This window comes from Allobosea sp. R86505 (genome assembly GCF_042466375.1).
GTDB lineage: Bacteria > Pseudomonadota > Alphaproteobacteria > Rhizobiales > Beijerinckiaceae > Allobosea.
The window spans coordinates 4,538,836-4,560,780 of record NZ_JAXHPY010000001.1 but is presented as its reverse complement, the minus strand read 5'-3'; the positions used below and the strand labels follow the sequence as shown (position 1 = coordinate 4,560,780).

General features: G+C 67.4%; 19 protein-coding genes. 10 read left to right on the top strand and 9 right to left on the bottom strand.

The genetic code is table 11. The features are described 5' to 3' along the window. The first annotated feature begins 14 nt into the window (after positions 1-14). Positions 15-794, top strand: coding sequence for a GntR family transcriptional regulator (locus tag SJY11_RS21990; RefSeq protein WP_376988864.1), 780 nt, complete (start codon positions 15-17; stop codon positions 792-794). Between the two features lie 173 nt (positions 795-967). Continuing rightward, on the top strand, positions 968-1,591 hold the full coding sequence (locus SJY11_RS21985; protein WP_326908378.1) for a helix-turn-helix transcriptional regulator: 624 nt from the start codon (positions 968-970) through the stop codon (positions 1,589-1,591). A gap of 18 nt (positions 1,592-1,609) precedes the next feature. Here SJY11_RS21985 and SJY11_RS21980 read toward each other — a convergent pair whose 3' ends face one another. The 3 genes from SJY11_RS21980 to SJY11_RS21970 are packed head-to-tail and all read right to left on the bottom strand — an operon-like array spanning position 1,610 to position 4,115. After that, the gene (locus tag SJY11_RS21980) at positions 1,610-2,629 is read right to left on the bottom strand and encodes a 5-oxoprolinase subunit C family protein (protein WP_376988862.1); all 1,020 of its coding nucleotides are present in this window, start codon (positions 2,627-2,629) and stop codon (positions 1,610-1,612) included. Further along, positions 2,626-3,360 carry a 5-oxoprolinase subunit B family protein gene (locus tag SJY11_RS21975; protein ID WP_376988861.1) on the bottom strand — a complete coding sequence of 245 codons (735 nt, stop codon included), beginning with the start codon at positions 3,358-3,360 and terminating at the stop codon, positions 2,626-2,628. Before SJY11_RS21975 ends, SJY11_RS21980 begins: the two co-directional genes overlap by 4 nt. Continuing rightward, complete coding sequence (locus SJY11_RS21970; protein WP_376988859.1) at positions 3,357-4,115, bottom strand: 5-oxoprolinase subunit PxpA; 759 nt, start codon at positions 4,113-4,115, stop codon at positions 3,357-3,359. The genes SJY11_RS21975 and SJY11_RS21970 overlap by 4 nt, the downstream gene beginning before the upstream one ends. Before the next feature lie 882 nt (positions 4,116-4,997). On the opposite strand from SJY11_RS21970, the gene SJY11_RS21965 reads away from it, so the two are divergent. Further along, on the top strand, positions 4,998-7,148 hold the full coding sequence (locus SJY11_RS21965; RefSeq protein ID WP_376988857.1) for a methyl-accepting chemotaxis protein: 2,151 nt from the start codon (positions 4,998-5,000) through the stop codon (positions 7,146-7,148). Between the two features lie 151 nt (positions 7,149-7,299). Here the strand turns inward: SJY11_RS21965 and kce are convergent, their stop codons facing one another. From kce to SJY11_RS21940, 5 genes are all read right to left on the bottom strand, one after another. After that, on the bottom strand, positions 7,300-8,232 hold the full coding sequence (gene kce, locus SJY11_RS21960) for a 3,5-dioxohexanoate:acetyl-CoA acetone transferase (RefSeq protein ID WP_376988855.1): 933 nt from the start codon (positions 8,230-8,232) through the stop codon (positions 7,300-7,302). A 129-nt stretch (positions 8,233-8,361) separates the two neighbouring features. Beyond that, positions 8,362-9,303: a 3-hydroxyacyl-CoA dehydrogenase gene (locus SJY11_RS21955; protein ID WP_376988853.1), complete on the bottom strand. Its 942-nt coding sequence runs from the start codon at positions 9,301-9,303 to the stop codon at positions 8,362-8,364. 168 nt (positions 9,304-9,471) lie between these two features. After that, the gene (locus SJY11_RS21950; protein WP_376988852.1) at positions 9,472-11,997 is read right to left on the bottom strand and encodes a branched-chain amino acid ABC transporter ATP-binding protein/permease; all 2,526 of its coding nucleotides are present in this window, start codon (positions 11,995-11,997) and stop codon (positions 9,472-9,474) included. Between the two features lie 7 nt (positions 11,998-12,004). Further along, the gene (locus tag SJY11_RS21945) at positions 12,005-12,880 is read right to left on the bottom strand and encodes a branched-chain amino acid ABC transporter permease (protein ID WP_192641722.1); all 876 of its coding nucleotides are present in this window, start codon (positions 12,878-12,880) and stop codon (positions 12,005-12,007) included. A 155-nt stretch (positions 12,881-13,035) separates the two neighbouring features. Then, complete coding sequence (locus SJY11_RS21940) at positions 13,036-14,298, bottom strand: ABC transporter substrate-binding protein (RefSeq protein WP_376988851.1); 1,263 nt, start codon at positions 14,296-14,298, stop codon at positions 13,036-13,038. A 107-nt stretch (positions 14,299-14,405) separates the two neighbouring features. Between SJY11_RS21940 and SJY11_RS21935 the strand changes: the two genes are divergently transcribed. Continuing rightward, positions 14,406-15,161: a GntR family transcriptional regulator gene (locus tag SJY11_RS21935; RefSeq protein WP_376988850.1), complete on the top strand. Its 756-nt coding sequence runs from the start codon at positions 14,406-14,408 to the stop codon at positions 15,159-15,161. 14 nt (positions 15,162-15,175) lie between these two features. After that, positions 15,176-15,952 carry an SDR family oxidoreductase gene (locus tag SJY11_RS21930; protein ID WP_376988849.1) on the top strand — a complete coding sequence of 259 codons (777 nt, stop codon included), beginning with the start codon at positions 15,176-15,178 and terminating at the stop codon, positions 15,950-15,952. Between the two features lie 28 nt (positions 15,953-15,980). Here SJY11_RS21930 and SJY11_RS21925 read toward each other — a convergent pair whose 3' ends face one another. Next, positions 15,981-17,075 carry a LacI family DNA-binding transcriptional regulator gene (locus tag SJY11_RS21925; RefSeq protein ID WP_376988848.1) on the bottom strand — a complete coding sequence of 365 codons (1,095 nt, stop codon included), beginning with the start codon at positions 17,073-17,075 and terminating at the stop codon, positions 15,981-15,983. An 84-nt stretch (positions 17,076-17,159) separates the two neighbouring features. Between SJY11_RS21925 and SJY11_RS21920 the strand changes: the two genes are divergently transcribed. Genes SJY11_RS21920 through SJY11_RS21900 form a run of 5 tightly spaced genes read left to right on the top strand, consistent with a single transcriptional unit; the run spans position 17,160 to position 21,864 of the window. Beyond that, positions 17,160-17,936 carry an ABC transporter permease gene (locus SJY11_RS21920; protein WP_376988847.1) on the top strand — a complete coding sequence of 259 codons (777 nt, stop codon included), beginning with the start codon at positions 17,160-17,162 and terminating at the stop codon, positions 17,934-17,936. Continuing rightward, the gene (locus SJY11_RS21915) at positions 17,936-18,724 is read left to right on the top strand and encodes an ABC transporter permease (protein WP_291824904.1); all 789 of its coding nucleotides are present in this window, start codon (positions 17,936-17,938) and stop codon (positions 18,722-18,724) included. Before SJY11_RS21920 ends, SJY11_RS21915 begins: the two co-directional genes overlap by 1 nt. Before the next feature lie 13 nt (positions 18,725-18,737). Further along, entirely contained in the window at positions 18,738-19,535 is a 798-nt protein-coding gene (locus SJY11_RS21910) for an ABC transporter ATP-binding protein (protein ID WP_376988846.1), read from the top strand. Further along, positions 19,525-20,781 (top strand): DegT/DnrJ/EryC1/StrS family aminotransferase, encoded by a 1,257-nt coding sequence (locus tag SJY11_RS21905; RefSeq protein ID WP_376988845.1) that lies wholly within the window; start codon positions 19,525-19,527, stop codon positions 20,779-20,781. The genes SJY11_RS21910 and SJY11_RS21905 overlap by 11 nt, the downstream gene beginning before the upstream one ends. A gap of 33 nt (positions 20,782-20,814) precedes the next feature. After that, a complete protein-coding gene (locus tag SJY11_RS21900) occupies positions 20,815-21,864 on the top strand; it encodes an ABC transporter substrate-binding protein (RefSeq protein ID WP_376988844.1) in 1,050 nt (349 codons plus the stop codon). The last annotated feature ends 81 nt before the right edge of the window (positions 21,865-21,945 follow it).

The window sequence follows — 21,945 nt, the reverse complement described above, 5'->3', positions numbered from 1 at the left end:
CATCCCCGCCGCCGATGACACCGCGCAAGCTGCCCAACGTTCTGGCGAGGCCGCCGTTCCAGGATCTCCTCGAACTGCGCAATGATACCGCCAAGCCCTTGTATCAGCAGCTCGAGGATCAGCTCACGCAGTTGATCGGCGACGGCACCCTACCCGCGGGGACGACGTTGCCGGCCGAGCGGCAGCTGGCCGAGCGGCTGGCGCTCAGCCGCAGCACCGTGCAGCGGGCCTATAACGCGCTGCGCCAGCGCAAGCTGCTGAGCGCGCAGGGACGTCTGGGCTCGATCGTGCAGGGCCCGGGCTCGCGGCTGCATTCCGGCATGGACCGCCTCAAGGGCTTCACCGAGGAAATGCGGGATCTCGGCCGCGTGCCGTCGTCGCGCATCCTGGAGCGGGCCGTGGTCATCGACGGCGCGATTGCGCAGGTCTTCGGCCTTCCCGCGTCAGCCCGCTTCCTCAAGCTGGTGCGTGTTCGAAGCGGAGACGCGATTCCGCTGTCGCGCGAGGTCGCCTGGTACAATCTCGAACGCGCGCCCGCGCTCGAGCAGGCCGATCTCACTGGGTCAGTCTATGCACAACTCGCGGCGCTCGGCGCGCCGCTGGCGCATTGCGAGCAGACCATCGAGGCGACGGCACCGACCGTCGACGAATGCGCCATCTTCGGCTTCGCCACGCCGCTGCCCTGCCTGCTGATCAAGCGCCGCAGTTTCGGCCGTGACGGCGACATGCTCGAATATGTCGAAGGCCTGTTTCGGGGCGACACCTATACCTACAAGCTCTCGCTGCGCATCTGAGCGCGGCCCGCGCGCCGATGGTGCGGCTGCGCAAGGGCGGCGGCCTGTTGAACCACCATGCGACCTGTCGCGACCAATGAAGGAGGCCGAACAAGCCTGAATGTCATGTCCGGGGCTGACCGGCTGTTCCACGGGAGACCGCGACCATGCTCGGAATCGGAGATGCTCCTCGCATGTCTATGATCTTCAGCATTCCATCCACCGCGGCGCTTCAGGCCGTCCCGCCCCGTGCCGATCACCGGCAGGACAACGCGCCGCAACATGGCCGCGGCGGCAAGCCGCTCTTCATCATCGACGCCGATCTGCGTGTGCATTTCAGCAGTCCGGGAGCGGCGGCACTGGCGCGGGAAGGCCTCGGTGGCGACGGGCGCCTGACCTGTTGCGACAAGCTCTTCGCAGCGCGGCTGCAGACCTGGCTCAAGCGCCGCTGCTCCGGCGCGGCGTCCGAAGAGATCCGGCTGCCGCTCGTCCTTCGCTGCGGCCGTCAGGCGATCGTGGATGCCGTGCATCTCGCCGAAGCCGGCATGGATCTGTTCGTGCTGACGGTCGACGATCCGCAACGCATGATCGACCGCAAGGTCGACGAGGTCGCCGAGGCCTGCGGCCTGACCCCCACCGAAGCGCGCATGCTCGGCCTCATCGTCAAGGGCCTCGACACCGTCGTCGCCGCCAGGAAGCTCGGCATCGCTCGGACGACGGCCCGCACCCATCTCCAGCGCCTCTTCGCCAAGACGGGGACGGCGCGCCAGAGCGAACTCGTGCGCTTCGTCGCGACCTTCATCGAGGAGGCGGCCTGAAAGGCGAGGGGTCCCCGTTCAGCCAGGCTGCCGCGCGTCGATCCACCCGCCGACGAGGTTCCGGCCGAGCAGGAATTCGGAGCTGAACCGGTCCCGCCGCAGCGGCTCGATCGCGATCGGCGCATCAAGGGACGCCCGCTGCTCCGCCAGCGCGCGGACCGCCTCGCCATGTGACACAGCCCTGAAGGCGATCTCGGTTCCCGGACGCGCCTGGGCGAGGCGGCCGAGATCGGCGCCGATCACGGTCGCGATCTTGGGGTAGCCCCCGGTCGACTGGCGGTCCGCCATCAGCACGATGGGCTGGCCTTCGCCGGGAACCTGGATCGCGCCCATGGCGACGCCGTCGGAGGGGATGTTGAAGCCCCCCGCATGGCGCAGGACAGGGCCTTCGAGAAAGCAGGCCATGCGGTCACCGCGCGGCGAGATCCGCCAGGGCCCAGCCAGAAAGGCCGCCATCTGGTCTTCGGCGAAATAGTCCTGCTGTGGGCCGGGCAGCACCCTGATGACATCGGCCGGCAGGTTGAGCAGCGGTGCGACGATCGTTCCGCTGTCCGCTGCGCGCGCGCCCGGCGACACCGCAATCCGGTCGCCGGCCTGCAGCATCCGCCCGTCGAGGCCACCCATGCTTGTGCGCGCATGCGTCGCGCGCGAACCGAGAACGGCGGGGAGATCGAGCTTCCCTGCAACGGCGAGATAGCACCACATGCCCGCCGCGCCGGCGCGCAGCCGCAGCTTCGCACCCGGTTCGAGCGTCGCGACGACCGCCGCCGGCAGAGGCTGGTCGTCGAGCGTCGTCTGGAAGGTTCCCCCTGCCACCGCGATCGTCAGCGGGCCGTCCTCGGCGGTGATCTCGATGCCCCCGAGCGAGATCTCGAGGGCCGCGCTGTCCTCGCGGTTCCCGACGGCGCGGTTGGCGACGGCGTGGGCGAGGGCATCCATCGGCCCGGCCACCGTCACGCCATAGCGGAGATAACCGTGGCGGCCGCCATCCTGCACGGTAACGCCGGGGCCACAGGAGAGAATGCGCAGCGCCGTCATGCGGGCGTCCGGAGGGCCACGACCTCGCCTGCGTCTGCGCGCGCCTCCAGCGCTGCGAAGGTGGCGGGATCGATCGCCTCGAAGCGCAGGCTGTCCCCCGGCTCGAACAGGAAGGCGCTCGCCCGCTCCGGGGCATAGAGCCGCTCCGGCGTGCGGCCGACGACATACCAGCCCGTCGGCATCGCGAAACTGGCGATGGCGCTCAGGCCGCCTCCGACCAGCACCACCTTGCTGTCATGCGGCGGGCGAGGCCGGGCCCGCCGCGAGATCGCCAGCGGCTCCGGCAGCCCCCCGAGATAGGTGAAGCCCGGCGAGAACCCGTACATGTAGATGCGGTAGCGCGCCGCGGCATGCAGATCGGCGGCCCGCTCGGGCGGCATCCCCAGCAGTGCCGCCATCTCGGCGAGGTCTTCGCCATGCGGGAGGGCATAGCAGCAGGGGATCGTCCAGAGCGCGCCCGGCCGGAGGTCGGCCGACGCCGCTCCCAGCCGCTCCTCGACCAGGCCGACGAGCCGGGCACGATCCAATCGGAGCGGATCGTAATGGATCATCAGCGAGCGATAGGTCGGCACGAGTTCGCGCAGGCCCTCGGGAGGCGCGGCCGCCAGCGCCGCGTCGAGCGCCAGGACGCGGTCGCTGATCGCGGGATCGACGCTGCGGCCGAATTCGACCACGAGCGCCGATTCGCCCGCATCGAGGAAGACGGGGCCGGCGGCAGCCACGTCGCTCATGCGAAGGCGGCGATGCGGATGCCGGCCTGCTCCAGCGCCGTCCGGACGGCGCGCGCCGTCGCCACCGCATGGTCGGAATCGCCATGGACGCAGATGGAGTCGATGCCCGTCGCCAGCCGTCGCCCGGAGAGCGTGATCAGCGCCCCTTCCTGCACCATCGCGACGACGCGCTCTGCGGCTTCCGCTGCATCCGTGATCATCGCGCCCGGCAGGTGGCGCCCGACCAGCTGCCCCTCCTCGGTGTAACCCCGGTCGGCGAAAATCTCCTGATGGACCCGCAGCCCGGCCGCCTCGCCGGCCGCGACCTGGGCGGTCAGCGCCGTGCCCAGCAGGGCAAGACCGGGATCGACCGCCTTGATCGCCCGCGCGATCGCATCGGCCACCGGCCGCTCCTCGCAGGAGATGTTGCCGAGCGCGCCATGCGGTTTCACATAGGTGATGCGATGGCCGGCATAGCTCGCGAGAGCCGCCGCCGCGCCGATCTGATAGGCGACGAGCCGCTCGATCTCGCCCGTCGAAAAGGGAATCCGCCGCCGGCCGAAGCCCCAGAGATCCGGAAAACCCGGATGCGCCCCGACCGCGACCCCGCGCTCCCTGGCGATCGAGAAGGCCTGCGCCATGATCTCGGGATCGCCGGCATGCAGCCCGCAGGCGACATTGGCCGAGGTCACGATCTGGAGCATGGCGGCGTCGTCGCCGCAGCGATAGGCGCCGAAGCCTTCGGCGAGGTCCGCATTGAGATCGACGGTCGTCATGGCAGCATCCACTCGGGTCCCTTGACCTGGGACCATAAGCGCATCGCATCGGCCGGAGAAGGCGCGATCGCTGCCGGGGGGAGCATCGCTGGCTGGGACGCCCGCGAGACACGCGATCCACCAGAGGAATCATGACACGCGCGCCCTTCGCCCCGTCCATGGCCAAAGGGAAGAGGCGCTGCGCCTTGGTCGACAGAGCGCGTTCCACCTTATGGACCTGTGTCGAGTTCTTGCCTGACTCAACGTCAGCGACAGGTGATCGCGGACAACATGGTTTATCGTTCTTTAAGCTCTCCGGAATATCAACGCTGCCGTAGCGACAGGCGTCGCTTCAAGACATGCCTTTCGTTGTGGCGGTCGGGAGCGGGGACTCGCGATCATGATCAGCCTCGGAGCCGCACCATGTTCAAGACGAAGACCATCCGCTGCTGGCTCATCGGGACCGTGGCGGCGCTCGCCGGCAGCAGGGCAAGCAACGGTGACGCAAGACGCCGCAACGATTCAGCAACATGTATTTCATCTCAAATCCGTGCGCGAACATGCTGAGAGCATGGAACTGGATGAGACATTGCTCGCGCCACGATAGACTCAAGTCACGGTTCGAACAATGAGCGCCACGGTTTCTTGAACGTTCGTGCCAGAGTCATGGCATCATGATGTCTAAAGGTAAGGCAGGTACAGCCGAAAATTGAGGCAGATTTAACCTCGGATATTTACTTAACGTTAAGTACGAAAAGGAAGACTGGTTTCTAGACTCTCGATGCGGTTGGTTCGGAGACATGAGCGTTTTTTCAGTCAGAACGGTCCTCATGTCTCGTGTCGTCGGTGTTCCTGCGCGATCCACGGCGTGCGTGGATGTCATCTGTGTGTCGCGACGGCGGAATGCAGCGCGCCACACCAGAGCAATCGCAACGTTATCACGCGTTGACTAATAGTCAGCGATCATCTGCGGCAAAGAGCGACGAGGTCAATCCGATGTTTGCGAACGCATCCCTTTCGAAAAAATTCGCTGTTTCATTCGGGATTTTGATCTCGATATTTTTGACAGTCACCCTCATTACCCTACATATCCATGGCCGGTTGGCCTCTGCTGATCGATGGAATTCGCACACTTTCAAGGTTCTAGATTCATCTAATGAATTGATTACGTCTGTTGTCAATAAAGAAACGGGGATTCGTGGTTTTCTTGTCTCTGGAGATAAGAAATTCCTTGAACCGTACGAAGAAGGTATTAAACGATTTAATGCCAGTTTGTCGAATTTATTGTCTTTGACCTCTGACAACGCGCAGCAGGGCGTACGCCTGAAGCGCATCGGTGAGATCATGGCGGAATGGCATGCCAATGTGTCAGGCCCGGAAATCGCGCTCGGAAGTGTCCCGGAGACCTTAGACAAGGCTCGCGCAATCGAAGCCTCCGGTATTGGTAAACAATACATCGATAATCTTCGGTCGGTTCATAAGGCATTTGAAGATGCGGAGCGCTCGTTACTGGTCGCCCGTGCTCAGGACAAAAACGATGCCATGTTTCTCTCGACGGCGGCCCTTTACCTGGGCGCTGGAATGTTCCTGCTCGCCTCCCTTGGAATCGGCTGGTTGCTCAGTCGCAACATTGGTGGTGCGATCAAGGAATTGACTGGCACCATGACCGAAATGGCTGCTGGCAACTATGCAATCACGGTCCCAAACAGCGATCGCCGTGACGAGATCGGCACGATGGCCAAGGCGCTGAAGGTCTTCCACGAGGACCTGGTCAAGGTGCGCGCGCTCGAGGAGCAGGAGCGCGCCGCAGCCGAGCGCCGCCTCCGTGCCGCGGAAAACATGGCCCTCGTCGTCTCCGATGTCGGCGAGGTCGTGGCGGCGGCGGCGGCGGGCGATTTCTCGGCGCGGCTGCAGATCGACCAGGCCGACGAGCAGATGCAGAAGCTCGTCGCCGGCATCAACGAGATCAACGCCGTGGTCGATTCCGCCACCAGCGAATTCGCCCGCACGCTCGCGGCGGTCGCCGGCGGCGACCTGACGGTGCGGGTCGATGCCGCCTATCGCGGCAAATTCGCCGAGCTCAAGGGCGCGATCAACGACACGGTCGAGCGGCTCTCCTCGACCGTGAAGACGATCCAGCTCACCTCGGCCGATGTCGGGCTCGCCGCCCGCGAGATCAACACGGGGGCCGACGATCTGTCGAAGCGCACCGAGGAGCAGGCCTCCTCGCTGGAAGAAACCGCGGCGACCACCGAGGAGCTCGCGGCTTCCGTGAAGGCCTCGGCCCAGGCCTCGCGCGAGGCGGCGGCGATCTCGGACGAGGCGATGAAGGCGGCGCAGGCCGGCGGCGCCATCGCCGGGAAGGCGGTCGACGCCATGGCCCGCATCGAGGACGCCTCGACCAAGATCTCCGACATCATCCGGGTGATCGACGACATCGCCTTCCAGACCAATCTGCTGGCGCTGAACGCAGCCGTCGAGGCCGCCCGGGCCGGCGATGCCGGCAAGGGCTTCGCGGTCGTGGCCTCGGAGGTGCGCACCCTGGCGCAGCGCTCCGGCGAGGCGGCCAAGGACATCTCGGCCCTGATCTCCTCCTCCAACAGCGAGGTCGGCGAGGGCGTCAAGCTCGTCCGCCAGGCCGGCGAGGCGCTGGAGCAGATCCTCGGGGCCTCCCGCAAGGTCGCCGCCACCATCGCCGACATTTCGGCGGCGTCGGGCGAGCAGGCCAATGGCATCGACGAGATGAGCCAGGCGGTGGCCCATCTCGACGAGATGACCCAGCAGAACGCCGCGCTGGCCGAACAGAGCGCGGCCTCCGCCGGCTCGCTCTCCAACCGCATCGGACAGCTCAACGACCTCGTCGCAGCCTTCAGGACCGAGGGTGGATCCGCGGTTCGCTCGGCGCCCCTGTCGAGCGAGCCTGCGCGTCTGCGCCAGCTCGCCGAATCCGCCTTCTCCGCGGCGAAACCGGCCCCGCGCAGCCGGCCCGCTCCGGCCCCGGCCAAGAAGGTCGCCAACAGCCGTGGCGGCGATGCGGGCTGGGCCGAGTTCTGAGCCCGTCGCTGGCCTGACGACATCGGAAACGGCCGGGGCGCGACATCGCCCCGGCCGTTTCTGTCTTGAAGCCGAGCGCAGGTCTCGATGCCGGCGCAGATCCTGAAGCGCGGGGAGCGGCCGGCCCTCGGCCCCGGATGCCTCGCCCCGGCTAGAAATTGACCTTGTCGGCGCCCTTGAGCTGCAGCACCGCGCGAGCGTCCTCGGGGGTCGCGACTTCGAGTCCGAGCCCCTCGATGATCATGCGGGCCGCCCGGACCTGATCGGCGTTCGACTTCGCGAACTGACCCGGACCGAGCCAGAGCGAATCCTCGAGACCGACCCGCAGATTGCCGCCCATCGAGACCGCCATCGCGGCGATCGGCAGCTGATGCCGCCCCGCACCCAGCACTGACCACTGGTACTGGTCGCCGAACAGCCGGTCGGCCGTGCGCTTCATGTGGATGACGTCTTCCGGATGCGGCCCGATCCCGCCGAGGATGCCGAAGACGGACTGCACGAAGAAGGGCGGCTTCACCAGCCCGCGATCGACGAAATGGGCCAGCGTATAGAGATGGCCGATGTCGTAGCACTCGATCTCGAAGCGCGTGTTGTTCTCCGCGCAGGTGGTGAGGATGTTCTCGATGTCCTGGAAGGTGTTCTTGAAGATCCGGTCCTTCGAGCCCTCGAGATAGGGCCGCTCCCAATCGTGCTTGAAATCCTTGAACCGGGCCAGCATCGGGTAGAGCCCGAAATTCATCGAGCCCATGTTGAGCGAGGCGACCTCGGGCTTGAAATGTGCGCAGGGGCCCAGCCGCTCCTCGACGCCCATGGTCGGGGCGCCGCCGGTGGTGATGTTGATCACGCAGTCCGAGCGCTGCTTGATCACCTTCAGGAAGGGCTCGAAGGCCTCCGGCGACTGGTCTGGCTGGCCGGTGACGGGGTTGCGCGCATGGACATGCACCAAAGCCGCGCCGGCTTCGGCCGCTCCCACCGCCGCATCGATGATTTCCTCGGCCGTCACCGGAAGATGCGACGACATCGACGGCGTATGGATCGCGCCGGTGACCGCGCAGGTGATGATGACTTTGCGGTTCTTTGCCATGGCGGAGGTGTCCTTTCGGCTGTTCGTATCGTCTGTCGGCTCATCGTCATTGCGAGCGGAGCGAAGCAATCCTGGAGGACATCGAGCGCGGCCGCCCCCGGATTGCTTCGCTGCGCTCGCAATGACGTGTCATTCCGGCTTGCTTTTCGAGGCGCGCTTGTGCGCCTGCAGCGCCGCCAGCCGCGTGTCGCGCCAGTCGCTCAGGCGCTTCACCCGCTCGGGCGACTGCGCGCCGCGCCATTCGCTCATCACGGTCTCGACCGTCGCGGCCTCGAACGGATTGCCGAGCCCCTCGGACGACTTCACCATGCGGTCGAGCGAGGCGGAATAGCGCGCGCAGTAATCGGGGATGCCGCCGGGCGCGTTGAGCTCGATCGTCTCGAACGGCCCCATGAAGGACCAGCGCAGGCCCAGGCCATCGCGGATCGTCTTGTCGACATCCTCGGCGCTGGCGACGCCCTCGCCGACGATGCGGAAGGCCTCCGCCAGCAGAACGGCCTGCAGCCGGTTCAGCACGAAGCCGGGCTTTTCCTTGCGCAGCACGATCGGCACCTGGCCGGCCTGCTCGTAGATCGCCCGCGCCCGCTCGACCACATCCGGGTCGGTCCAGGGTGCCGGCGCCAGCTCGACGATCGGCACGAGATGGGGCGGGTTGACCGGATGCGCGACGAGGCAGCGCGCCCGGCCCGCCAGGGTTTCGCTGAACACCGAGGCCATGATGAAGGAGGTCGAGGACGCCAGGATGGTGGAGGGCGGACAGAGCGCATCCATCTCGGCGAAGAGCTGCTGCTTGGCCGCGACGGTTTCAGGCCCGTTCTCCTGAACGAGATCGGCGCCGGTCAGAACGTCGGCGAGGTCGCGGGCGACGCGGATGCGCGACAGCGATCCCTTCGGATCCTCGACCAGCCCATGGCCCGCGAGTTCCTCGAGATTGGTGCCGATATGGGTGCGCGCCGCCTCCGCCGCGCCGGGCGCAACGTCATGCAGCGCGACGGAACAGCCATGGCTGGCGAAGACGGTGGCCCAGGCGCGGCCGATCAGGCCCGAACCGACGATGGCGATGTGGGTCATGGGAGACAGTCCTTGGGGCAAATCATGTTTCGGCCTCATCCTGAGGAGCGATCCGCAGGATCGCGTCTCGAAGGATGCTCCAGATGCTTCCGGATCCTTCTGGACCATCCTTCGAAACGCCGCTGCGCGGCTCCTCAGGATGAGGGCTGAGGAAGAGAACGGCCTGGCTCACAGCCACAACACCTGCCGGCGCAGCGCGAGATCTTGGCTCAGCGCGCGCGACGGGCCGGTATGGACCACGCTGCCGCGCTCGAGCACGACGGTGCGGTCCGACAGGGCAAGTGCCAGGTCGAGGTGGTGGTCGACGATGACGATGCCGATCTCCTGGCGGAGTTTGTCGAAGGCCTCGAACAGCTCCTCGACGACGGCCGGCGCCAGTCCCTCGAAGGGCTCGTCGAGCAGGAGCACGCGGGTGTCGCCCGAGAGCGCGCGCGCCACCGCCACCATCTGCTGCTCGCCACCCGACAGATAGTCGGCCGGCGAATGCCAGCGCTGCTTGATGCGCGGGAAGAAGGCGAAGATCTTGTCGTCGTCCCAATGCGTGCCGTTGCCGGTGACGCGCTTGAGCCGGCCGAGCTCCATATTGTCCTTGACGCTCATGCCCGCGAACAGCCCGCGGCCCTGCGGCACATAGGCGATGCCGGCGCGCGCGATCGCGGCGGGCGGCTGCCCGGCGATCTCCTGGCCCGCGAGCGTGATCGTGCCGCTCGCCGGCGGGGCGATGCCGGTGATGGTCTTGAGCAGGGTCGACTTGCCGGCGCCGTTGCGGCCGAGCAGCGCGACGATCTCGTTCTCATGCACGTCGAGCGTGACCTGCCTGAGGATGTGGCTCTTGCCGTAGAAGGTGTCGACCTTGTCGAGGCAGAGCAGCACGGGGCTGCGCGCGGCGCTCTGGCGCGGTTTCTCGGCCAGCGCATGGGCGCCCGAGCCGATATAGATCTCCTGCACACGCGGCGACGAGCGCGCATCCTCGACCGTGCCGTCGACCAGCACCGAGCCCTCGTTCATCACCGTGACATGGTCGGCGATGGCGAAGACGCGGTCGATGTCATGCTCGACCAGCAGCACCGGCAGGTCGGTCGAGATCGACTTGATCAGATTGCCGACGCGCTCGCGCTCGGCCGCCGCCAGGCCTGCCAGCGGCTCGTCGAGCAGCAGCACGCGCGGCTTCGTGGCGAGCGCCAGACTCATGTCGAGCAGGCGCTGGCCGCCGTAGCTGAGCGATCCCGCCTCCGCCGTCTCGATGCCGCGCAGGCCCATCGTGTCGATCACGGTGGTCGTCTGGGCGTTGACCTCTTCGAGCGCCCCGGCCGGCCGCCAGAACCCGAAGCGCGCCTCGGCGCGGGCCTGGACGGCGAGCCGCACATTCTCCTCGACCGACAGCGTCGGGAACAGGTTGGTGATCTGGAAGGCGCGCCCGATGCCGGCCTGCGTGATCGCCTCAGGCGACATCCCGCCGATCGCGCGCTCGCGCAGCCGCACCTCACCGCGATCAGGCGGAAACAGGCCGGAAATCAGGTTGAAGGCCGTGGTCTTGCCGGCGCCATTGGGGCCGATCAGCGCATGCAGCCGCCGGTCGGCCATGGTGATGTCGACGCCCTCGACCGCCTTGATGCCGCCGAAGCTCTTGGCCAGCCCCCGCGCGGTCAGGATCGGTCCGTCGGTCGGGTCGCTCGGCTTCATGAAGGCGGGCAGCGTCACGGTGCCGGCCTTGCGCTCCGACATCGCCGCATCGCCCACGACCGACTTGCGGAAGGGCCGCAGGAGGCGCTCGCCGAAGCCGACGATGCCGGTCGGCGAGAACACGATGAAGCCGACGAACAGCAGCCCGAACCAGAACAGCCAGTTCGGCGTGATGCTGGAGAGGTAGTCTCGGAAGATCACGAAGAACAGCGCGCCGAGCGCCGGCCCCAGGAAGGAGCGCATGCCGCCGATGACGACCATCGCCAGCAATTCGCCGGAGAAGGCGACCGAGATCGGCTCCGCCGAGGTCATCCGGTTGTTGAACAGCAGCAGCGAGCCGGCGAGCCCCGTCAGCGCGGCCGAGAGCGTGAAGGCGATCAGCTTGTAGCGGTCGGTGGCATAGCCGAGGAAACGCGCGCGCTGTTCGTTCTCCCGGATCGCCACCAGAACGGTGCCGACGGGCGAGCGATGGAAGCGCCAGAGCCCGTAGACCACCGCCATGCCGATCAGCGCCACGAGGACATAGAAGCGCGAGGCCTGCTCGAAATCGATGCCGAGGAAGAGCGGCCGCTTGATGCCGCCGAGCCCGTCCTCACCGCCGGTGACCGCCGTCCAGCGGAAGGCGACCGAATAGGTCATGGCGGCCAGCGCCAGCGTCAGCAGCGAGAAATAGACCCCCTTGCGGCGCAGGATCAGCGCCCCGAACGCAAACGCGATCAGGCCGACGAACAGCACAGCCAGGAGGATCGGCAGGGCGAACTGGCCCGGCAGCCAGTTGCGCTGGATCAGCCCGGCGGCATAGGCCGCGAGCCCGAACCAGGCGCCATGGCCGAAGGAGACGAGCCCCGTGGTGCCGACGAGGATGTTCAGCGCCATGCAGGCGATGGCGAAGACGACGATCTCGGTCGCCGAGGTCGTGCCGAGCCCGATGACATCCATCAGGAAGGGCAAAGCGAGCAGGCCGGCGGCGGCGATGAAGAGCGGCGCGTGGTCGCGCTGTGCGGGTGTCATCGCGGCCTCACTCGAAACGCTGGATGCGTTCGCCGAACAGGCCGCGGGGCCGGAACAGCAGGACGAGCAGCATCATCAGGTAGATCACGGCGGTGGACCATTGCGTGTAGCCAAGCCCGATCGTGATGCCCTTCACCAGCCCGACCATCAGCGCGGCCACCACCACGCCCCAGAACGAGCCCAGGCCTCCGATGACGACGACGACGAAGGCGGGGGTGATGATCTCCTGCCCCATGGCGGGATGGATCGAATAGATCGGCGCCAGCAGAACGCCGGCCAGCCCCGCCAGCCCGATGCCGATGCCGGCGACCGCGACCATGTAGGGTTGCAGCGAAATGCCGAGCGCGCCGACCATGTCGGGATTCTGAACGCCGGCGCGCACGACGCGGCCGAAGGCGGTGCGCTGCAGCAGGAACCACAGGCCCAGCACGCAGCCCGCCGCGATCAGCAGCAGCATCGCCCGGTAGCGCGAATAGATGAAGTCGCCGATGAAGATCTGGCCGCGCAGCGCGGGCGGGATCGAGAAGGAGAGCGGCGGCGCCCCGAAGATCATGCGCAGCGACTGCTCGGCGACCATGGCGAGCCCGAAGGTCAAAAGCAGCGAGAGGATCGGGTCCGAGCGGTAGAAGCGCTGGAACAGCCCGCGCTCGACGACGATGCCGATCAGCGCCACCAGCACGGGCGAGGCCACCATGGCGCCGCCGAATCCGATATGCGGGGCGAGCACGATCGTGAGATAGGCGCCGATCGCATAGAAGGCGCCATGCGCCAGGTTGACGATGCCGCCCAGCGAGAAGATCAGCGACAGGCCGAGCGCGATCAGGAGGTAATAGACCCCGTCGAGCAGCCCGTTCAGCACCTGCTGGATGAAGAGGGTGAGCAAGGATTGGCCTTTATCGGAATGCGCGCTGCAGGAAGAGGCCTTCAGCGTGGCGCGTCATGGTCGGGCTTGACCCGACCATCTCGGAAACCAGAGGTCTCCCGTCATGCGATTCCCGGGTCGGCGCTGCGCGCCGCCCGAGAATGACGGATGGGCCCTCAGCTCATCTTGCAGACGGCCTCGTCGCCGCTGGTGGCGATGACCTCCATGTCCTCGTTCGGACCGGGCACGGCGGCCGAGGAGGTGAAGAGATCCCACGGGTTCTTGACCTGTGCGGCCGGCAGCGCCGTGATCGTGTACATCTCGCTGATGAGCTGGTGGTCGGAGGCGCGGAAATAGCCCGGCCGACCCTTGAGCACATCGAACTTGGCGCCCTTTTCCCAGTATTCGAGGATCTTGGCGGTCTCGGTCGATTTCAGCTCGCTCATCGACTGCGCCATGATCTTGACGGCCATGTAGTCGCCCCAGGCCTGGTTCTCCGGCGGCTTGCCGTATTTCTTGGTGAAGGCGGCGACAAAGGCCTTGGTGCCGGGGGTGTCGATCAGATGGTGCCAGACGCAGGGCCAGATGCCGGCGAAATTGTCCTTGCCCGCAGCCCAGGCCAGCGCCGTGTCGAAGCCGAAGCCGGCGACCGGGAAGGTCAGGCCGAACTCCGAATACTGCTTCAGGAAGTTGGTGATCTGGTTGCCCGCGAGGTTCGAGATCACGAGGTCGGGCTTGGCGGCGCGGATTTCGAGCAGCAGCGCCGAGAAGTCGGTCGCGTCGGTCGGCACCAGCTTGTCGGCGGCGAACTGGCCGCCATTGGCCTGCATGAAGCGCTTGGCGACCTTGAGCAGGTCATGGCCGAAGGCGTAGTCGGCGGTGAGCGAGAACCACTTCTTGCCCTTCACCAGCCCCTGCGCCATCAGCGAGCGGCCGCAGCTCTTCACATACATCGAGTTCTGGTGCTCGACATGGAACATGTAGCGGTTGCAGCTTTCGCCGCGCAGCGCGTCCGAATTGCCGCCGGTGTTGACGAAGAGCGTCTTGTTGCGCGCCGCGACCTGCGAGATGGTCAGGCAGGAGGCCGAGGAGATTTCGCCGAGGATGCAGGTGACCTTGTCGCGCTCGATCATGCGCTCGGCCTTGGTCGAGGCCGTCTGCGGGTTGACCGAATCCTCCTTCAGCGCCTCGAGCTTGCGGCCGTTGACGCCACCTGCCGCGTTGATCTCCTCGACCGCGAGATCGACCGCCATCACACCATATTCGCCGAGCGGGCCGAGGAAGCCCGTGCGCGGCGTCAGATGGCCGAAGCGGATCGCGTCGGGCGTCTGCGCCAGGATGATCGAGGGGCTGGCGATCAGGCCGGCGGCAGTGCCGGCGCCGAGACCCGCCAGCGCCTGCCGGCGCGAGAGTCGGGTCGTCTTCAACAGGTCTGACATGAGCGTTCCTCCCAGAACGAGCGCCGCGCCCTTGCGGCGTCGGCGGATGTTGATCAGCGGTCTGACGCCGCTTGTCGTGATCTGTGATCACAGTTAGGTTGGCAGACATGACCGCCGCTGTCCAGCCCTTGCGAGCCGCCGCCGAGCGCCCGGATTCAACGGGTGACGCAGACACCTCTGCGCTCGACGCAATCGGCTCCTTGGCGCGCGAGACGCTGGGCGAGCGCGTGACGGGCGAGCTGCGCGCCCTCCTCGTCGCGGGCCGCCTTGCGCCGGGCGAGAAGCTGTCGCTGCGGCGCGTCGCCGAGGCGCTCGGCGTCTCTATGATGCCGGTGCGCGAGGCGGTCAGCCGGCTCGCGGCCGACGGCGCGCTGGAGGTGCTGCCGGGGCGGGCGGTGCGCGTGCCCGTGCTCTCGCTGGCGCAATTCCGCGAACTGACGCGGCTGCGCCTCGTCGTCGAGGGCTTCGCGGCGGAGGAGGCGGCACGCCAGGCGACGCCCGCCGATATCGACCGGATCGAGGCCTTCGATGCAGCCTTCCGCCAGGCGGCGAGCGCAGATCCCCCGGACAGCGCGGCCGCCGTCGCGGCCAATCGTGACCTGCATTTCGCGCTCTACGAGGCGGCCGCCATGCCGAGCCTGATCGAGATGATCGAGCGGCTCTGGCTCAAGGCCGGGCCGATCCTCAATCTCGACATGCGCCACGAGCCGCGTCGTCTCGAGGGCGGCAGCGCCATGCAGGCCCATGCCCGCCTGCTGGAAGCCGTGCGCCGCCGGGATGCGCTGGCCGCCCGCGCGGCGCTGGAAGACGACATCGCGGCCGCCGCCGCCCATATCGCGGAAACGGGCCAACTTAGGGCCTGACGGGGAGAGTTCTGATGGATCTGCAGATCGAGGGGCTGCGCGTGCTGGTGACGGCCGGCGCCAACGGCATCGGCCGCGCCACGGCGCGCGCCTTCGCGGCCGAGGGCGCCAAGGTCCATATCTGCGACGTGGATCGCGCCGCGCTCGCCGATATGGCCAGGAGCGACCCGGCGATGACGCAGTCGGTCTGCGACGTCTCGGACCGGGCCGCCGTCGCGCAACTGATGGAGGAGGCACTGGCGGCGCTGGGCGGGCTCGACTGCCTGGTCAACAACGCCGGTATCGCGGGGCCGACGGGACGCGTCGACGAGATCGCGCCAGAGGACTGGGATTCCTGCGTCGCCATCGACCTCACCGGTCAGTTCAACTGCACGCGGCTTGCCGTCCCGCATCTCAAGCAGTCGAAGAACGCCTCGATCGTCAATCTCTCCAGCCAGGCCGGCAAGCACGGCTTTCCGCTGCGCTCGCCCTATGCCGCGGCGAAATGGGGCGTCATCGGCTTCACCAAGGCGCTCTCCGCCGAACTCGGCGAATTCGGCATCCGCGCCAATGCGATCTGCCCCGGTCTCGTCGAGGGACCGCGCATCCAGAGCGTCATCGCCAACAAGGCGCGCAGCTTCAACGTCTCGCATGACGAGATGACGCAGCGCCTCTTCGCCGGCGTCTCGATCAAGCAGTTCGTCGATCCCGCCGATATCGCCAAACAGATCGTCTTCCTGGCCTCGCCCTTCGCCAGGACGATCTCGGGACAGGAGATCTCGGTCTGCGGCGACACGCGCATGCTGGCCTGAGCGGGCCCCGAGCCGCCCGGCTTTGTCGCTAGGGGGCGATGTGCGCCTGCGATGAGCGGCGCACCACCAATTCGACGGGCAGGCGCATCTCCCGCTCCACGGGGCGACGCGCCACCAATTCGATCAGGGTCTGGGCGGCGAGATTGCCGATCCGGCCCGTGGGGACGTGGACGGTCGTCAGGCCCGGCGAGACATGAGCCGACATGTCCAGATTGTCGATCCCGACCACGCTGAGGTCATCGGGCACCGTCATGCCGCGCGCATGCGCCTCTTCCAGGCAGCCGATGGCGAAAACGTCGATGCCGCCGATCAGCGCGGTCGGCCGGTCGTCACGGTCCAGCAGCATCGCGCATCCGGCGCGCCCGCCGGCCAGGGTCAGCGCCTGCTCGATGACGAGGGTGTCGGGCAGGGACAGGCCCGCTTCCGCCAAAGCGGTCCTGGCGCCGGCGAGCCGCGCCCTCTGGCGATCATTGAATTGCAGATGGCCGACGATCATGCCGATCCGGCTGTGACCGAGGCCGATCAGGTGCTGCGCGGCCAGTCGGCCGGCCATGGCGTTGTCGATGGTCACGGCGGTGAAATGCCCATCCCCGCACCAGGTCAGCACCACCGGCAGGCCCGAACTGCGCAGCAGGGCCGTCGTCTCCGGAGCCCGTTCGGCGCCGACCAGCATCAGCCCGTCGACGCCGCGCCCCAAAAGCGCTCGCACGGCCTGCGTCTCGGCGGCGGGGCTGGCCTCGTGAGAGGCGACCAGCAGCAGATAGCCCGATTGTGCCAGGGTCGCCTGCATGGCTTGCAGCGCGCGCGCGAAGATGGCGCTGTCGAGCGTGGGCACGATCGCGCCGATCGTCATCGACCGGCCGGAAGCGAGCGCGCGTGCGGCCCCGTCGGGCAGATAGCCGAGGCGCTGGGCACTGGCCCTGACACGAGCCAGCGTCTCCGGCGAGAGAAGCTCGGGTTGGGCGATGGCACGCGACACGGTCGCGGCGGATACGCCCGCATCCCGGGCCACATCGCTGAGCTTGACGCGCACTGCGCTCACCACCGTGTTTATGAAAGTTCTTTCATTCGATCTAGGCTCATCTCGCTCTCGACAGCAAGCGGAACCCTCAGCCGACAGCAAAATTCAACAGAGGTTGACACACCGTCGATGATCTGGAACCTTTGCTGAAAGCGCTTTCATCAGAAGAGCGCATCGGGGAACGCCATGATCGGAAGACGGGGATGGGTCGGCTTGGGCTCGGTGGCGGCTGTGCTGCTGCTGTGGTTCGGCCTGACCACGGCGACGGGCTTCGTCTCGCCCGGCCGTTTCCCGTCCCCTGCCGACTTCTGGCTGTCGCTGAACCAGATCAGCACGCGCGGCTATGCCGGCGGCGGGCTGGCGGCTCATGCGCTGCAGAGCGTCAAGCTGGTCGTGATGGGCTTCGTTGTGGCGATCGCGACGGGTGTGCCGCTCGGCCTCTGGATGGGCTGGGACCGGCGCGCCGAGGCCGCGATCAACCCGATCTTCCTGATCATTCGGCCGATCCCGCCCTTGGCCTGGATCCCGCTCGCGATCCTCTGGCTCGGCCTCGGCGACGGCGCCAAGATCATGGTGATCTGGTTTGCCGCCTTCGTGCCTTCGGTGATCAATTCCTTCGCCGGCGTGCGCAACATCGATCGCCCGATCATCGAGGCCGCGCAGATGCTGGGCACGCCGCGCTGGCGGATGGTCACTGAGGTGATCGCGCCGGCCGCCGCACCGATGATCTTCACCGGCCTGCGCCTCTCGCTCCAGGCCTCCTGGACGACGCTGGTCGCAGCCGAACTCGTCGGCGCCCTCGCCGGCATCGGCTTCGTGCTCAACATGGCCCAGCAGGACATCTACCCGGGCATGATCCTGGTGGGGATGGTGACAGTCGGCGTGCTCGGCTGGGCGACGACCTATGCGCTCGGCCGGGTAGAGCGGCGCGCGCTCGCCTGGAATGTGGCGGGGAGGGATTGATGCAGACGATCCCGCTTCGCCTGAGCGAGAAATGCGCCTGGGGCGCGCTGGGTCTCGTCGGCTTCATCGGGCTCTGGGCGGCGCTGTCGGCCTTCGGCATCGTGCCACGCCAGTTCCTGCCGTCGCCGCTCGATGTCCTCACCCGCTTCGTCCATCTGCTGACCAACCCCTTCGCCGGGGCGACGCTGCCGCAGCATCTTGCCTCGAGCTTCCAGCGCTATGCCTATGGCGTGCTGCTGGCGGCCTTCATCGGCGTGCCGCTCGGCCTGCTGATGGGCTGGTTCCGCTGGCTCGACGACGTCGTCACCCCGCTCTTCGACGGCTTGCGCTTCATAGCGCCGATCGCCTGGGTGCCCTTCGCCGCTTTGTGGTTCGGCGTCGGCATCGGCGGACCGATTCTGATCATCTTCGCGGGCGCCTTCCCGCCCTGCCTGATCAATGCCTATCGCGGCGCCCGCTTCGTCGAGCCCCGCCTCATCGAGGCGGCGCGCATGCTCGGCACCGGGCATCTGCGGATGATCTTGGAAATCCTGCTGCCGGCGGCGACGCCCTCGATCGTCTCGGGCCTGCGCGTCTCGGCGGGGCTGGGCTGGCAATCGCTGGTCGGGGCGGAACTGATCGTCGCGGCGGCCGGGGTCGGATTCATGATGGTGCAGGCCCAGGCCAATGTCGCGACGCCGACCGTGATGGCCGGCATGGTCGCGATCGGCCTCGTCGGCATGGCGATCGACGTGATGCTGCGGCAGGGCGAAGCCTGGCTTCGCCGCCGCCGCGGCCTCCAGGCGTAAGGGAACGAAGGCGATGGGTTCGATCCGTTTCGACAAGGTCGACAAGGTCTTTGGTCCGGTCTCGGGCGGCGTGAAGGCGCTCGACGACATCAATCTGGAGATTGCCGACAAGGAGTTCGTCGCGATCGTCGGCCCCTCCGGCTGCGGCAAGACGACCTGTCTGCGCATGGTCGCCGGCTTCGAGCCGCCCAGCGCCGGCATCGTCAGCGTCAACGGCAAGACTGTGACGGAGCCGGGCCCCGATCGCGCCGTGGTCTTCCAGCAATTCGCATTGTTTCCGTGGAAGACGGTGCGCGAGAACATCGAACTCGGCCTGCGCAACAAGAACCTGCCGAAGGGCGAGCGCGACGGGCTCGTCGCCGGCGCGCTCAAGCTCATGAACCTCGAGAGCCACGCCGACGCCTTCCCGCATCAGCTCTCGGGCGGCATGCAGCAGCGCGTCGCGATCGCGCGGGCCTATGTCCTCGACCCCGAAGTGCTGCTGATGGACGAGCCCTTCGGCGCGCTCGACGCGCAGACGCGCGTCGTCATGCAGGAGGAACTGGTGCGGCTGGCGCGGGTCAATCCCCGCACCGTGCTGTTCATCACCCATGCGGTGGAAGAGGCGGTCTACCTCGCCGACCGGGTGGCGATCATGACCCGCCGCCCGGGTCGCATCAAGGAGGTGCTCGACATCCGCTCGGTGCGAGAGGCCGAGAACTGGGACCGCCACGAGCGCATCGAGGATGTGATGGATCTCGAATCCTTCGTCCATCTGCGCACCCAGATCTGGAAGTCGCTGCGCGAGGAGAAGGGCGCCCATGGGGTCTGACCTCGCCACGCTGCCGCGCCTCGCGCGCGACCTGACCGAGCCGGAGCCGATTCCTGAGGCGGGCATCGCGCGCGCCTGCGAACTGATGCGCTCGGGCCGGCTGTTCCGCTATGGCGAGATGGGCGCCGACCAGAACGACGTTGCCCTGCTGGAGCAGGAATTCGCCGCCTTCGTCGGCCGGCGTTACTGCGTCGCGGTCAACTCCGGCGGTGCGGCCCTGTGCCTGGCGCTGAAGGTGCTGGATCTGCAGCCGGGCGAGCCGGTGCTGGTCAACGGCTTCACGCTGGCGCCGGTGCCGGGCGCGATCCTGCATGCCGGTGGCCGGCCGGTGCTGGTCGAGGTCGGCCCGGACTACGTCATCGATTGCGCGAATCTGCGCGCCAAGGCCCGCGCCTCGGGTGCCCGCATCCTGCTGCTGTCGCATATGCGCGGGCACATCGCCGACATGGATGCGGTGATGGCCGCCTGCGACGAACTCGGCCTGCTGCTGGTCGAGGATTGCGCCCATGCGCTCTGCGCCGCCTGGGACGGCCGCGCCATCGGTACCTTCGGGGCGGCTGCCGCCTTCAGCGCCCAGACCTACAAGCATCTCAATGCCGGCGAGGGCGGTTTCCTCGTGCTGGACGATGACGACCGCATCGCCCGGGCCATCCTGCATTCGGGCAGCTACATGCTGCACGCCCAGCATCGCAGCGCGCCACCGGCCGAGGTGATCGCCGCCTGGGAGGAACGGACCCCCAATTTCAGCATGCGGATGACGGCGCTCGCCGCCGCGCTGCTGCGGCCGCAACTGCACGATCTGCCGCGCCGCGCCGCGCGCTGGAACGCCATCCATGACCGCCTAGGGGCGGCCATTGCGCGCTCGCAGCATGTCCGGCTGCCGCCGCGCTCGCCCAAGGAGCGCTATGGCGCGACCTCCGTCCAGTTCTCGCTGCTCGGCTTTGGCGACGATGAGATCGCCGCGGTGCTCGATCGCTGCGCCGCCCGCGGCCTGCCGATCAAATGGTTCGGCGCCGGCCGGCAGCGCGGCTTCACCAGCGCGCCGCGCCATTGGCGCTATGCCGGCGAGCAGGGGCCGATGGCGCAGACCCACGCCATCCTCGCCGGGCTCTGCGACATCCGCACGCCGCTGTCGCTCAGCGATGAAGATTGCGACCTCGCTGCCGAGATCCTGCGCGAGGCTATCGAGACCGTCGTCTCCGCACGCGCGGAGACAGGGAAAACCGGGCGAGCCGCAACAGGCTGAGACCGGGCTAACCACAACAGGGAGAAAACGAAGATGAAACGCATCGTTGCCGGACTGGGTATCGCCGCCGCACTGGCCTTTGCCGCGCCTTCGCCGAGCCAGGCGCAGACCGCCATCGGCGTCAGCTACCAGCCCTCGCTCTACTGGGCCCTGCCGTTCCACTACGCCAATGTGAAGGGCTGGTGGAAGGATGTCGGCCTGACCCCGAACTTCTCGACATTCCCGGCCGGCGCGCCGCAGATCGCGGCGTCGGCCGCCAAGTCCTGGGATGTCGGCGGCACCGGTTCGGTTCCCGCCGTGCTCGGCGCGGTGCGCTTCAACATCCTGACCATCGGCATCACCAACGATGAGTCGAAGACCAATGCGATGATGGTCCGCGGCGACAAGTTCGACGCGATCAAGGCCGATCCGAAGCTGCTGAAGGGCCAGAAGCTGCTGCTCACCACCAATTCCACGGTGGATTACGCGGCCCGCAAATGCCTGACCAAGTTCGGCCTGCAGCAGAGCGACATGCAGTTCGTCAATCTCGGCCAGGCCCAGATCATCACCGCGATCACCTCCAACAATGGCGATGTCGCGGGCGTCTGGGCGCCCAACACCTACACGCTCGAGGAGCGCGCCAACGCCAAATATCTCTGCTCGGGCGCCGATGCGAACGCGATCGTGCCCGGCGCGCTGATCGTGCGCGGCGACTTTGCCAAGGAGCGTCCGGACGACGTGGCGAAATTCCTCGCCGTCTTCCTGCGCGGCTGGTCCTGGGCCAAGGCCAACCCGGCCGAGGCGCGCACGCTGGCGCTCGACTTCTACAAGCAGGGCGGCCTCGAAGTGACGCCCAAGGCGATGGACCAGGAGTTCGCGCTGCGGCCGACCTTCGGCCTCGACGAGCAGCTCAAGCTGATGGCGCGGGCCTCCGGCGCCTCGACGGTGGATGGCTGGTTCTCCGAGATCGGGAAGTTCATCACCGAGGTCGGCACCATTCCCTCCAACCCGGACGCCAAGAGCTACGTCACCGACGACTTCCTGAAGCGCGTCGCGGCCGACCCCAAGCTCAAGGCCTTCGCGACCGAGTTCGACAAGAAGTAAGCCAGCTCATCACCGACCGCTGCGGTGACGCCTCCCGGCGTCACCGCCACCACCCCCTGCGCTCCGAAGCGGACCTAAAGC